The organism is Cryobacterium sp. MP_3.1 (assembly GCF_035984795.1).
Classification (GTDB): domain Bacteria; phylum Actinomycetota; class Actinomycetes; order Actinomycetales; family Microbacteriaceae; genus Cryobacterium; species Cryobacterium zongtaii.
Window position 1 is genome coordinate 1 of sequence record NZ_JAXCHV010000010.1, and the last position, 12,912, is coordinate 12,912.

Sequence of the window (12,912 nt, forward strand, 5' to 3'; positions counted from 1 at the left end):
AACTCCACCCGAGACTCCATCCAAAACCTCCACCTTGAGCAACGAAAACACGTTGCAACAACGGTGAAGGTGGGTCCGGCTTAGATTGCCCCAGACACCCCGCAACAGCCGAAGTGGGTCCCGCTTAGATTGCCCAGGTGGGTCCGAATAACGCTGCCATAGTCACACCACCCTCGACGGGGTCGCCCAGGCTCCCGGCGGTCCCGACGAAGACACGGATAGCGAATTCGCGTTCGGCGGGTGGCAGGCGCCCCTGCTCGACGACACCGTCGGCGCCCAGGTCGACGCCGGGATCCAGGCCATGGACGCGCTGCTACTTGGGCGGCGTACCTACGACATCTTCGCGGCGTACTGGCCTCATCAACTCGACGGGCCCGCCGCCGGAATCGCCCGCACGTTCGACTCGATCCCCAAGTACGTGGCGTCGCGGGGCTCGCCGGAACTCGGCTGGCGCGACTCGCACCTGCTCGGCCGCGATCTCGCCCGGGAGCTGACCGCGCTGCGCAAGCGGCACCGGGAAATCCACGTGATCGGAAGCATCGATTTCGCCCGCACCCTGGTCGCCGATGGCCTGTTCGACCAGCTGAACCTGTGGGTATATCCGATCGTGGTCGGGGCTGGCAAGAGACTGTTCCCCGACGACGGACCCCCGATGGCCCTGGAGCTGCTCGGCGCCGAGCCGGCCTCGGAGAAGGGAGCGGTTCTCCTCCGGTACGGTCCGACGGGTTCGGTGCCGGCGACGGGCGACATGAGCCGAGAGGATCTCGACACCTGATGCCAGCGGCAAGGGTGCGACCAGCGCGCGCCATCCGGGCCCTTGACCACACGATGTTCGATCGTGTGGGCCGGCCCACGTCGGCCCGGTTCGATCGATCCATGGTCGGCCTGTCCTCGCTTGCCGATCACGGAAAGCTCTGGGCGGCAGCCGGCGCCGTCCTGGTGGCAACCGGCCACCGGTCCGCCGCCGCGCGCGGCATCACAGCGCTCAGTATCGCGAGCCTCACCGCCAACCTCTTCGGCAAGCAGTTTTTCGGCGGATCACGCCCCCTGCTCAGTCGTGTTCCCCGTCGTCGTCGGCTTCCGCGGCCACCTACCTCGGCGACGTTCCCCTCCGGCCACAGCGCCAGCGCCTTCGCCTTCGCGGTGGGGGCGTCGCTTGATGACCCCAGGCTCGCCATGGTGTTCGTGCCGATGGCCGTGGCCGTGGCGTATTCCCGTCTGCACACCGGCTCACACTGGTTTTCCGACGTGGTCGGTGGAGCCCTGCTGGGGACGGCCATCGCGGCGGCCGACGCCGCCCTCCACCGCCGTCGGGCAGCGTTGTGACCGGCGAGGGGCTCCGACCTGCGCCCACCGGCGCCGGCCTGTTCCTCGTGATCAATCCGCACTCCGGCCAAACCAAGCGACGGCCGGACCCGAAACCAATCCTGGACAGCGAAATGCCCGACACCGTTGTGCATGTCCTCGGCAAGGGCGAGCGCATCTCCGACGTGATGCGTGCTGCCGTGGGCTCGACCACCCCGCCCACCATCCTGGGCGTGTACGGCGGCGATGGTTCCGTCGCCGCAGCGGCAGAGGTCGCGTTCGAGACCCACCTGCCCCTGCTCGTGTTGCCGGGTGGCACTCTCAACCACTTCGCGCTCACGGTCAGGATTCCCGATCTGGCGACGGGCATCGCTGCCGCGCAAGCAGGAACCGGATCCGCGGTTGACCTCGCAGAAATCGACTTCGGCGATCGCGGCAGGGTCCTCGCGCTCAACACCCTCAGCGTGGGCGTGAACCCCCGGTTCGTCCAGTTCCGCACCAGGATGGAGCCCACCATCGGCCGGCCGTTGGCGACACTCGCCGCCGCACTACGTGCCGCATTCACTGCCGCGCCCCTCGAAGGCAGTCTTGACGGCCAGGAACTTCGCGTCTGGTCGATGTTCATCGGAGTCGGGCGCTACGCCCCGCCCCGAGGCGCCCCACTGAAACGGCAGGGATTCGACGACGGGGTCCTGGATGTCCGGATCCTGCGCTCCACAGCCCGATCCCGCGGACGTGGGTTCCTCTCCCTACTGTCCAGCCGGACCCGCAGTCGCACCGACCACGGTCCGGAGCCGATGTTCCACGCTCCACGGCACAGCCTCGTGTTCACGCGAACGGCAATCACCCTGCGGTCCAACACCGACAGCGCCCAGTTCTACGCGCATGACGGGGAAGTTCAGAAGGCGCCACCGTTTATCCCCGGCGGTACGCGCGCGGTGACCGTGCGCGTACTACCGGCGGCAATCGAGATCTACCGCCCGTGAGAACGCTGAGTATCCGCGCCACTAGGACCTTTGTCGCTGGGACCGGCGACCGGTCGGCAGCACGCTGGAGACATGATCCGTTCACGATTCGCAGCGAGCCTTGGCACGCTAGTCCTCCTTGTCTCCGTCGCGGCCTGCTCCAGCGGCGGCGAGAGCACCCCCACACCGACCGCTCCGGACAGCCCGGTCGGGCTGGGCGTGGATGCCGAGTCGATGCTCGCCGAGTTCGACATCGCGGCGCCCGCCAACGTGGAGGACCTCATCGAGCAGCTCCAGTCGCAGCCACTGGCCGAGCGCCCGGCCGGCCTGATGGCCTCCGTGCGGGTCAACGAGCTACTGCTCTCCAGCGGGGACGACGAGGTGGGCGTCCCCCTCCCGACCGACGACTTCCACCTCTCCGTCGCGCCCTATCTGAACGACACCCACGACTGCTACTTCCACTCGCTGACGACCTGCGTCGGGGAACTCGCCGACCAGGAGCTGCAGGTGACGATCACCGACGACGCCAACAACGAGGTGTTCCTCGACGAGACCGTCACCACGTTTGAGAACGGTTTCTTCGATGTGTGGCTCCCGGCCGGGCGCGAGCTCACGATGCGCATCGACGACGGTGAGAACACCGCGGAGGTGCCGGTCGGCACCGGCACGGACGATCCCACCTGTGTCACCACCGTGCAACTGAGTTGACCGTCCGTGGGCGCTCCGAGTTGCTCTCGCCGCACCACGCGCACCAGACTGGAAGCACCGGATCGCTATTGAGTTTTCCGCCTGTGGCTAAGGAGCTCACCATGACCGAACCGAACGACGCACGCGTAGGCCTGTACATCGACTTCGACAACATCGTCATCTCGCGCTATCAGCAGCTGCACGGCCGCAACGCCTTCCAGCGCGACGGCATCCGCAACTTCGACAAGACGAGCCGGGATGCCGACCCCGAGGTCGCCGCCCGGCTGGCCGCCGCGACGGTCGACTTCAACGCCATCATCGACTTCGCCGCATCCTTCGGCACCCTGGTCGTCAACCGTGCCTACGCCGACTGGTCGGTGCCCGTGAACGCGAGCTACCAGCGCCAGCTGATGTCCCGCGCGGTGGACCTCACCCAGCTGTTCACCACCACCACCCGGGGGACCAAGAACGGCGCCGACATCCGTCTGGCCGTCGACGTGGTCGAAGATCTCTTTCGGCTGCCCGACCTCACCCACGTCATCATCATCGCCGGCGACTCCGACTACATCGCCCTGGCCCAGAAGTCGAAGCGGCTGGGCCGCTTCGTCGTCGGCATCGGCGTCGCCGGGTCGACCAGCACCTCGCTCGCGGCCGCCTGCGACGAGTTCGAGGACTACGACTCGCTGCCGGGAATCGTGAAGGTCGCCGCGAGCGCGGATGCCGACACCGCCCGTGCGGACAAGCCCAAGGGTGGCCGCCGAGCGGCCGAACCCGTTGAGGTGGAGCCCGCACCGCCGGCCAGCACGGCCCGCAAGCTCACGACAATCCCGATGTTCTCGCACACCGACGATTCCCCCTACGACGAGCCGGAAGCGGCCGAAGACGTCGACCCGCAGTCGCTCGCAACGGAGCTCCTCGTTCGTGCGCTGCAGATCGGTCACGCCAAGGGCGATGACGACGAGTGGCTGAACACGGGCACGGTCAAGAACCAGATGCGCCGGATGGACCCGTCTTTCAACGAGAAGCCGCTCGGCTTCCGCTCCTTCACCGACTTCCTCTCCTCACGCAGCGACCTGGCCGAGCTGGCCGAGGACGGCTCGCAGCGCCTCATCCGGCTGCGCCCGGAGGCGAACGCCGGACACTGAGCCGCCGGCGTTTCGGGCCCCGCGGCGGGCCCATACCCCCACCTTGCGGGACTAACGACCCAGCGCGAGCTGCGTTGAGCGTGTAAATTCAACTGTTGTGTGAAATTTAACAGGAGAAACTCAGTCGGCTAACCCGGTTCGACTGAGCTGTGTACCAAGCGGGAACCACGCGTTTGGCATCCACACCGTAAGGAGATTCAGGTGGCGTCCTCGCCCGCTAAAGACATTATTGAGAGCATCGGAGGGGCCGCGAATGTCGTCGCGCTCACTCACTGTGCCACCCGACTGCGCTTCACGCTGAAGGACGCATCGGGAATCGACCTGCCGACTGTTGAGGGAATCCCCGCAGTCCTGGGTGCCGTTCCCCAGTCCGGAGACCGCTTCCAGGTCGTCATCGGCGGCGCGGTCGAGACCGTGTACAACGAGATCCTGGCTCTGCCCGAGATGAAGAAGGTCGGAACCGGCGAAAGCGCCGACGACATCAAGGCCGCCGAGCGTGCCAAGGGCCCCCGCGGCAAGTTCGCCGGGCTCGATACCTTCTTCGAGGTCCTCTCCGACTCCTTCCGCCCGATCCTGGGCGCGCTGCTGGGCGCTTCGCTGTTCATCACCTTCATGGCGCTGATGGCCACCCTCGGTGTCATCCCCGCATGGAACGCGCCGGGCGTCACCCTGGAACCGGGCTGGGCTTTCATCAACCTGATGTGGCAGGGCGTGTTCGTCTTCCTGCCGCTCATGGTCGCCTACAACGCCTCCAAGCGCCTCGGCGCCGACCCGTGGGTCGGCTTCGGCATCATGGCCGTCGTCATGCTGCCGGGCTTCTCCGCCCTGGCCGCCTCCGACGGAGCCCAGACCGTCTTCGACGGCAAGGCCGCTATCGTCTCGATCTTCGGCCTGCCGCTGACCGTCACCGACTACAGCTCGCAGGTCTTCCCGCCGCTGTTGATGGCTGCCGCTCTCGGTCTCCTCACCAAGGGCCTGAAGAAGATCATCCCGGCCAGCGTCCAGCTGATCTTCGTTCCGTTCCTGAGCATGCTCGTCATGATCCCCGTCACGGCCTTCCTCATCGGCCCGATCGGTGTCTTCGGCGGAGCGGCCATCGGCGAGTTCCTCAAGTCCATCAACGACTTCTCACCGCTCATCTTCGCCATTGTCATCCCGCTGGCCTACCCGTTCATGGTTCCGCTGGGCCTGCACTGGCCGCTGAACGCCGTCATGCTGCTGAACATCCAGTCCTTGGGCTATGACTTCATCCAGGGCCCGATGGGCGCCTGGAACTTCGCCTGCTTCGGTGCGACTGCCGGTGTGCTCTTCCTCGCCATCCGCGCCAAGAACAGCCAGATGAAGCAGACCGCGACAGGTGCACTTGCCGCCGGTCTCCTCGGTGGTATCTCCGAACCGTCGCTGTACGGCATCCACCTGCGGTTCAAGCGCATCTACCCGCGCATGCTCGTCGGTTGCCTCGTCGGTGGTGTCATCATCGGCCTCGGCGGTGGCGTCACGACCAACGCGTTCGTGTTCACCTCGCTGCTGACCATCCCGGCGTTCAACAACATCCCGTTGTACGCACTGGCCGTTGCCGCGTCGTTCTTCACCGCGATGATCCTCGTGATCCTCTCCGGTTACCTGTCGCCCGAGCAGAAGGCCGAAGCGGCCGCTCAGCTCGCCGCCGACACGGCAGCCGAAGAAGCCAAGCACGCACCCGTCGCCCCGGTCGCCGCACCGGTCGCCGCTGCTGCTACCACCGCACCTGCCGCCGGCGGCACGGCGACCATGGTCGCCACCGTCCTGGCCACGATCGGCTCCCCGGTCGCCGGCATCGTCGTCCCGCTGGCCGACGTGCCGGACCCCGTGTTCAGCAAGGGCATCGTCGGACTCGGCGTTGGCGTTGACCCGACCGAGAACACCGTGTACGCACCCGCCGCGGGCAAGGTCCTGGTCGCTCAGCCGACCGGACACGCCTTCGGACTGATGCTGGACGGCGGCATCGAAATGCTCATTCACGTGGGCATCGACACCGTCAACCTCGCCGGTAAGGGCTTCGACGTCAAGGTCAAGGCCGGCGACAGGGTCGAGGCGGGTACCCCGCTGGTGACCTTCGACCGTGCCGTGATCGAGGAAGCCGGCTACTCGCTGGTCACTCCGGTCCTGGTGACCAACCCGAAGAAGTTCGGCTCGATCGACCAGGCCGCTTCCGGCCAGGTGAGCGTCGGAAGCCCGCTTCTCACGGTGACCGCCAAGTAACACCCCGCACGATCAAAGGTGGGCAGAGATTTCTCTGCCCACCTTTGTCGTACCCGCCGGCGCCGGTCGCCGCCTCCCATGGAATACCGGGGAGGTGCCCACGGTTGTAATCAATTCGTCCGCGACAACTTCAGCAAGGAGACCTACATGAGCACCATCGACGTGACCGAAACGACCTTCGGCGAGACCCTGTCAGCCAACGACATTGTTCTGGTGGACTTCTGGGCCGACTGGTGCGGCCCGTGCAAGCAGTTCGCCCCGACCTATGCGGCGTCCTCCGAGCAGCACCCCGACGTGGTGTTCGCCAAGGTCGACACCGAAGCCGAGCAGCAGCTGTCCGCGGCCGCCGGCATCCAGTCGATCCCCACGTTGATGGCCTTCCGTGAGGGCGTGTTGGTGTTCTCCCAGCCCGGAGCGCTGCCACCGGCGGCACTCGAGCAGGTCGTGACCGCGGTCAAGGCGTTGGACATGAACGATGTGCACCGTCAGGTGGCGGAGCAGAAAGCCGCGCAGCAGACCGCTCAGGCCTGACCATGCGGGCTGGACTGGTAGGCGGCGCGAGCCGCCGGGTCACCGCCCCGGCCGGTCATGACCGCCTCACATCCAGGCCGAAGATGATCGCCGCATCGTGCACGGCAACGTTCAGCACCGGCCGGCGCCCGCTCAGGTAGCCCAGCGGGCCGTTTTCCGGAAAATGCCATGCCGCACGCAAACCCGCCATCTTGCCGATGACCCGGTTGTGTGACAACGTCACCCGGCCGTCGAGGTCTTGCAGAATCGGCAGCGCGAACTGGCGCATCCCGGGCAACAAGGGCAGCCCGCGCCGAGCACGCAGGGCCGCGACCGCTGCACCGCCGACCGACATGGTCATACTCGCAACCCCCCTGCTCTCGCTCTGCCGAAACACGGCCAGGTGTTTGGGGATGCCCCAGAGGTCGCGCCCGCCGCGCACCGACGTGGGGCTATCGACCCAGATCTGCGTGATGGTCACGCGCAGGCCACCACGCCCGAGGCTCGGCACCGCCACCAGCAGCTCGTCGTAATCGAGCACCCCGCCGGGCAGATAACGCACAGCGGCGACCCCCACGACGACCCGTGAACCCAGACGCAGCGCGCGCCGACCGCTCGGCAGCTCGAACCCGGCAGGCAGGCCGGCCGCCGGCACGAGGAACACCGACACGTTCAGGGAACCGCCGAGATACCAGGGCTCTGGCGGGTAGCCGGTGCTGTCGGTCATGGGAGGTCCCTTCGCCTGGTGCAGGTCTCGTTTTCAGTGTGGCATGCAGAATGGATGGCATGGTCACCGTTCCGAGCAGCGTCATCGCCCCCGCTCTGCGTCTCATGCGCGCGAACCGCGTTTTCGCCACCGCCGACGGGGCGCGCCGCCGGGTGCGCGAGCTCGAACTCCGGCCGACCCCATACGGGCCACCGAGCAGAATGCGCCGAGATGTACGGATAGACGTTTCCAATCGGGGCTGGCCGGTCTACACCATCACCCCCTTCGGCAGCACCCCGACCGGAAGTGTGGTGTACGTGCACGGCGGCGGCTGGCTGAATCAGATCGCTGGGCAGCACTGGCATCTGGCTGCCCAGATCGCCGCGGAGGCGGACACCGTCGTCACGGTGCCGATCTACCCACTCGTGCCCTTCGGGACCGCAGCCGTCGTGGCCGCCGGAATCGTCGACCTCGTGCTGGATAATCTGCAGTGGTATGGCGCCACCTGCATCGCCGGGGATTCCGCCGGCGGCCAGATTGCCTTGTCCACCGCGCTCGCACTGCGCGATGAGCACGGCATCACGCTCCCCCAGACCGTCTTGGTCTCACCCGCCCTCGATCTCAGCTGGAGCAACCCGCGCATACCGGCCGTGCAGCCGAGCGACCCCTGGCTCGCCACTCCCGGCGGAGAAGTCCTGGCCCGCCTCTGGAAGGGCGACCGGGACATCCTGGACCCCGTGGTGAGTCCGTTGATGGGCGACCTGGCCGGGCTGGGCCCGCTCACCCTGTTCAGCGGCTCCAGGGACGTGCTGAATCCGGATGCGCACCTACTTGTCGGCAAGGCCGCAGCAGCGGGGGTTGACCTGGATTTCCACGAGGCCGTGGGGCAGCTGCATGTGTACCCGTTGCTGCCCACGACGATCGGCGGCGATGCTCGTGCGACGATCGTGCACGCGCTGCGCCGGGGAGTGACCACACCGCTCAGCGTCGGCGAGACGCCACCTGCGCCCCGATAGCCAGGGTGAATGCGCCAAGCGCGGGGAGGAGGCCCAGCGCGGCGACCTCTCCGATCACGACAAAGCCCACCATCGACACGACAAAGAGCACTGCGGCGAGGAGCAGGCTGGCGATGGCGAGAATGCGCATGGGCCCATCCTGCTGCATCGCCGTGAACTCCGCCCGGCCCGGCGGTGAACGGCGGATCAGTTGGGCCAGAGACCCGGCACGACGATCGCGAGCTTGCAACGCGGGCAGCGGTGGCAGGACTCGAGGCCCTCGGCCGTGTCGATGCCGTCGGGGCTCATCTCGGTGCCGCAGGCCGGGCAGAGCGGGCCGGGCTCGTCTAAATCGAATCCGTCGTCGTCCATAGGTGACCTAAGCCTCGCATGCCTACCGTTGCCAGTCGACCGGGCCGATCAGGAGTTCCGGGCGATCCGGAATCCGACGTCGTCGATCTGGAGGCCCGGGTAGCTGCCCCGCCGCACGGAAGCACGGCAGCTCCAGTGCTGGTCGAACCAGCCGCCGCCGCGAAGCACGCGGTAGGTGCCGTACCGCTCGGGGTCGGCGAAGTCCCAGCACCACTCCCAGACACTGCCCAATGTGTCGTACAGACCCCAGGCGTTCGGCTGCTTGCCGCCGACGTCGTGCGGGTGTTCGTCCGAGTTGCCGCGGTACCAGGCGATCTCGTCGAGGTCACCGTAGCGAGGTCCGGCGGTTCCGGCACGGCAGGCGTGCTCCCATTCCGCCTCGGTCGGCAGCCTGTAGCCCTCCGCTGTGGGGTCCCAGACGATGGCTTCATCGGGGCGCAGCCGATACGCCGGGGTGAGGCCGGCCCGCTCCGATAGGGCGTTGCAGAAGCGGATCGCGTCCCACCACGACACTCCCTCGACGGGCAGCCGTGCGCCCGGGGTCGCGGCAGGCCGAAGACCGGTGACCTGGGCGTACTCCTCCTGGGTCAGCGGATACGCCGCGATCTCGATCGCGGCGACATCGGCGCTCCAGCTGCGGCGGGTGCGCGCATCCGTCATGGTCACGGTCCCCGAAGGAACGGCGACCAGGCTGGGTGCGGCATCCGTCGGCATACCTGCACGGTACCGGCCCGCGCGCCCGGGCGTCGCTGTGTTACGCCGGGGTGGCGACGAGGACCAGGGCGCGCAGGGTGGGCTGCTCCGACCATGTTCCGGCCAGCACCTCATGGGCCGAATCCGGAGCCTGGTTCGCCAGGACGTCGTCGTCGCCGAGCACCCGTGCCACGACGATCCGCAGCGTTCCGGCAGTGACGACGGTGGCACCGGGCTCCTGCCGGATGCTGATCTCGGCCACCGTGGGCGGTGTCACGGCGGCACCGCCGGGCGTGCCGCTGCCGGCGACGACGGCGGTGGGCTCACGCACCACCATCTGCCCGTCGATCTCGATGGTGAGTTCGGCCTGGTGGCCTCCGGTGAGCGCGGCGGTCGCAACGGCCGCGAGGTAGGCCGGGTCGCCGGTGGCGTCGTAGACCCACCGCTCCCCCAGCACCGAGTGCTGCATTGTGGTGATGAGTGAGGTCTCAGCGCCGGCGAGCGGGGCGTCCCGGTAGGTGACGGGAATCTGCAGTACCGGGCCGGCGCCGGCCGTGATGAGGATGGTCTCGATGCCGACCTGTCCGTCCGGATCGTCGAACCTGTAGGCGGCGAGGTTCGTCACGCTCCCGCCGGCATCGCCGACGAACCAGGGCTGGGTGGGCGCCCAGCGGCTGAGCATGTCGATCTTCGTCGGGGTGATGTCAGCTTGGTGAAGGAGGGCCATGAACCGATCCTACGGCTGCCGGATGATCACTCGGCGTCAGTCAGGGCGGACTGCACGGCGACCACGCCCGCACCCCACTGGTCGTCGAAGAACCGCTGGATCGAACCGTCGTCGTAGATGACCGAAATCCAGAGGTAGCCGTTTTGGGTCCAGTTGGAGAGAATCGGCATCTCGGACCAGTCCGAGGCTGTGGCCGGGTTGTATTCGGCGGCGTTCAACTCGTCCTGCAGGCGCAGCAGGGTGCTCTCCTCGCTCGGGCCGGGGGTGGCCTCGTCGAGCCGGGGATCGATCTGGGCGAGCGGGTCATAGAGTGACAGCGGGATGGGCGGCTGGGTGACCGTGAACGCGGCGGCGTCCCAGGTTCCGGTGACGGCGTAGCTGCCCCAGGTGACGCCGGATTGCGTCTCGGACTGGTCGGCAGTCGCCCAGTCCCAGCCGAGGATGGGTGGTCCGCCGCACTGGGGCGGGAGTGACTGGGCGACGGCGCCCAAGCAGAGTTGAGGGGCCTCGCCGTCCTTCTGCAGCACCGTGGCCTGCGCGAGGACCTCACCTGCGGCCGCGGGGCGGGGAAACTGCCCCGGGACCGCGGAGGACCGAGGTCCCGGCGCGTCACTGCCGGCGCATCCGCCGACGGCGAGCAGGGTGACGGTGACGCCGGCGAGCACGAGGAGCCCCGAGATTCTCATAGCCGCAGTGTGGCAGGCGGGCACGACAGGCGCCAGCAATCATTTATGGTCGAGGAATGACTTTTAACGACGACGCCAAGTACTCCGGCCAGGGCGTGCGCAAATCGGGCCGCCGCACCGGCCTCGCCGTCGGCGGCGGAGGCCTGGGCCTCGTCGCCATCGTGCTGCTCTCCCAGCTGCTCGGGGTGGACCTGTCCGGCTTGCTGGGCGGCGGCACGGCCGGTGGCACGAGCGAGAGCGAGACCACCGCGCTGACCGGCTGCGAGACAGGCGCAGACGCCAATGTGGATGTCGAGTGCCGGGTGGGCCTCACCCGCGACTCGCTCGAGGACTACTGGGCCGAGCAGGCGCCCGCCATGGGGATCAGTTACTCCTCGCCCGTCATCCAGCTGTTCTCCGGCGGGGTGGACACCGGCTGCGGCGCAGCCACGAGCGCCGTCGGGCCGTTCTACTGCCCGGCCGACCAGCAGATCTACCTCGACACCGCGTTCTACGACACGCTGCGCACCGAGTTCGACGCCACAGCGGGTCCGCTGTCCCAGCTCTACGTCGTCGGACACGAGTGGGGCCACCATATCCAGAACCGCGCCGGCACGTTCGCCAGCACAGACACGTCCGAGGCCGGCCCCAGCTCTGACGCCGTCCGCGTCGAGGTGCAGGCCGACTGCTTCGCGGGCGCGTGGCTCGGCTCAGCGGCCGAGACCACGGATGCCGACGGCACCCGCCTGCTCGAGCCGATCACCGACGCCCAGATCGCGGATGCGCTCAACGCGGCGTCCGCCATCGGCGACGACCGCATCCAGGAGAACGCCCAGGGCCAGGTGAACCCGGAGACCTGGACGCACGGCTCCAGCGAGATGCGCCAGAGGTGGTTCCAGACGGGCTACACCAACGGGGCAGAGGCCTGCGACACCTTCGCCGTGGCAGACGCCGAGCTGTAGGCGGCTACTGCGGCTCGGTGAGATCGACGACCTTGCCCTTGGCATCGGCCTTGACGACCTCGATGCCCTTGAGCGCGGCTGCCTTGGTCTGGTAGCTCTCCGAGGTCATCAGCACTTCACCACTGTGGGTCTTGAGCTTGAAGACATAGCCACCGGATCGGTCTGCAGTCAATTCATACTTGCCGGACATGACACGCTCTCTTCGTCGAGATGGAACTCCGCCGGCTACGAGGCCGGTGGCGCAACCTTACCGCGCCCAGCCGGGGCGGCATCGCCGCGCAGGCCGAGCGCCGGCAGCAGCACCCCGTCGATGAGCGTGATGAGGAAGTCCCGGTCAACGGGCTTGCGTTCGATGAGGGTGCGGTAGGCGGCCATTGACGGGGTGACCAGGCAGAGGGTGTCAATGTCACACTCGGGTGAGATCTCGCCGCGGTCGATGGCCCGCTGCATGAGGAATCGGTTGGCCGCGGCCCGCGGCTTGACGATGGCGTTGTTCGCCGCGTCGGCCATCTCGGGCGTGGCCGAGAGCATCGACATCAGCCCGGCCATGATCTGCATCTTCTTCTCGCCGTCCTCGATGGAGCGTGGCTTGATCATCGCCACGAAGTCTCCGCGCAGGGTTCCGGTGTCGGGCAGGCTGGCCTGATCCAGATCGCCCAGCTTCATGCAGGCGACGGCGTCGATGACGAGCTCGTTTTTCGAGGGCCAGCGCCGGTACAACGTGGCCTTGCCGGCCTTGGCCCGGGTGGCGACCATGTCGATGGTCATGCCGTCGAAGCCGGTCTCGGCGAGCACCTCGAGCGCAGCGGCCAGGATCTCCGGGTCACGGGTGTGGTCACGCTTGCGCCCCAGTTTGGTCTCAGCCGCGGTACTCTCGGTCGCCGCGGCGGGTTCGAGCTGCGTCATTGCGTCGACCTCCTTGTGGTGACGGATCAATCC

The 12,912-nt window shown here is 67.7% G+C and carries 16 protein-coding genes and 1 pseudogene; 9 read left to right on the top strand and 8 right to left on the bottom strand.

All coding sequences use genetic code 11. From position 1 onward, the window contains the following. Positions 1–169: 169 nt before the first annotated feature. The 7 genes and pseudogenes from RCH12_RS08445 to trxA all read left to right on the top strand — a co-directional run. Positions 170–775, top strand: a pseudogene (locus RCH12_RS08445) (dihydrofolate reductase family protein); the annotation flags it as partial. 101 nt (positions 776–876) lie between these two features. After that, positions 877–1,326: a phosphatase PAP2 family protein gene (locus tag RCH12_RS08450; RefSeq protein ID WP_166789026.1), complete on the top strand. Its 450-nt coding sequence runs from the start codon at positions 877–879 to the stop codon at positions 1,324–1,326. Between the two features lie 47 nt (positions 1,327–1,373). Next, a complete protein-coding gene (locus RCH12_RS08455; RefSeq protein ID WP_327016666.1) occupies positions 1,374–2,291 on the top strand; it encodes a diacylglycerol/lipid kinase family protein in 918 nt (305 codons plus the stop codon). A 72-nt stretch (positions 2,292–2,363) separates the two neighbouring features. Then, on the top strand, positions 2,364–2,978 hold the full coding sequence (locus RCH12_RS08460; RefSeq protein WP_088455404.1) for a CueP family metal-binding protein: 615 nt from the start codon (positions 2,364–2,366) through the stop codon (positions 2,976–2,978). Between the two features lie 101 nt (positions 2,979–3,079). Beyond that, a complete protein-coding gene (locus RCH12_RS08465; protein WP_088455403.1) occupies positions 3,080–4,102 on the top strand; it encodes an NYN domain-containing protein in 1,023 nt (340 codons plus the stop codon). 201 nt (positions 4,103–4,303) lie between these two features. Continuing rightward, the gene (locus RCH12_RS08470) at positions 4,304–6,343 is read left to right on the top strand and encodes a glucose PTS transporter subunit IIA (RefSeq protein WP_327016613.1); all 2,040 of its coding nucleotides are present in this window, start codon (positions 4,304–4,306) and stop codon (positions 6,341–6,343) included. 147 nt (positions 6,344–6,490) lie between these two features. Beyond that, the gene (gene trxA / locus RCH12_RS08475) at positions 6,491–6,874 is read left to right on the top strand and encodes a thioredoxin (protein WP_103431475.1); all 384 of its coding nucleotides are present in this window, start codon (positions 6,491–6,493) and stop codon (positions 6,872–6,874) included. Positions 6,875–6,929: 55 nt separating this feature from the next. On the opposite strand, the gene RCH12_RS08480 is transcribed toward trxA, so the two are convergent. Continuing rightward, a complete protein-coding gene (locus RCH12_RS08480; RefSeq protein ID WP_327016614.1) occupies positions 6,930–7,580 on the bottom strand; it encodes an acetoacetate decarboxylase family protein in 651 nt (216 codons plus the stop codon). 59 nt (positions 7,581–7,639) lie between these two features. On the opposite strand from RCH12_RS08480, the gene RCH12_RS08485 reads away from it, so the two are divergent. Beyond that, complete coding sequence (locus RCH12_RS08485) at positions 7,640–8,575, top strand: alpha/beta hydrolase fold domain-containing protein (protein ID WP_327016615.1); 936 nt, start codon at positions 7,640–7,642, stop codon at positions 8,573–8,575. Here the strand turns inward: RCH12_RS08485 and RCH12_RS08490 are convergent. Genes RCH12_RS08490 through RCH12_RS08510 form a run of 5 tightly spaced genes read right to left on the bottom strand, consistent with a single transcriptional unit; the run spans position 8,541 to position 11,032 of the window. After that, a complete protein-coding gene (locus tag RCH12_RS08490; RefSeq protein WP_165789082.1) occupies positions 8,541–8,705 on the bottom strand; it encodes a hypothetical protein in 165 nt (54 codons plus the stop codon). The genes RCH12_RS08485 and RCH12_RS08490 overlap by 35 nt on opposite strands. Before the next feature lie 56 nt (positions 8,706–8,761). Further along, complete coding sequence (locus RCH12_RS08495) at positions 8,762–8,926, bottom strand: hypothetical protein (protein ID WP_165789083.1); 165 nt, start codon at positions 8,924–8,926, stop codon at positions 8,762–8,764. A gap of 48 nt (positions 8,927–8,974) precedes the next feature. Further along, positions 8,975–9,640 (bottom strand): formylglycine-generating enzyme family protein, encoded by a 666-nt coding sequence (locus RCH12_RS08500; RefSeq protein ID WP_103431479.1) that lies wholly within the window; start codon positions 9,638–9,640, stop codon positions 8,975–8,977. A 40-nt stretch (positions 9,641–9,680) separates the two neighbouring features. Then, positions 9,681–10,346 (bottom strand): CG0192-related protein, encoded by a 666-nt coding sequence (locus tag RCH12_RS08505; RefSeq protein ID WP_103431480.1) that lies wholly within the window; start codon positions 10,344–10,346, stop codon positions 9,681–9,683. Between the two features lie 26 nt (positions 10,347–10,372). Continuing rightward, the gene (locus tag RCH12_RS08510; RefSeq protein WP_103431481.1) at positions 10,373–11,032 is read right to left on the bottom strand and encodes a hypothetical protein; all 660 of its coding nucleotides are present in this window, start codon (positions 11,030–11,032) and stop codon (positions 10,373–10,375) included. A gap of 56 nt (positions 11,033–11,088) precedes the next feature. On the opposite strand from RCH12_RS08510, the gene ypfJ reads away from it, so the two are divergent. Then, positions 11,089–11,973 (top strand): KPN_02809 family neutral zinc metallopeptidase, encoded by an 885-nt coding sequence (ypfJ, locus tag RCH12_RS08515; RefSeq protein ID WP_327016616.1) that lies wholly within the window; start codon positions 11,089–11,091, stop codon positions 11,971–11,973. Between the two features lie 4 nt (positions 11,974–11,977). On the opposite strand, the gene RCH12_RS08520 is transcribed toward ypfJ, so the two are convergent. Both RCH12_RS08520 and RCH12_RS08525 read right to left on the bottom strand, forming a co-directional pair. Next, positions 11,978–12,145: a YegP family protein gene (locus RCH12_RS08520; protein ID WP_327016617.1), complete on the bottom strand. Its 168-nt coding sequence runs from the start codon at positions 12,143–12,145 to the stop codon at positions 11,978–11,980. 53 nt (positions 12,146–12,198) lie between these two features. Beyond that, positions 12,199–12,879: a TetR/AcrR family transcriptional regulator gene (locus RCH12_RS08525; RefSeq protein WP_103431483.1), complete on the bottom strand. Its 681-nt coding sequence runs from the start codon at positions 12,877–12,879 to the stop codon at positions 12,199–12,201. Between the last annotated feature and the right edge of the window lie 33 nt (positions 12,880–12,912).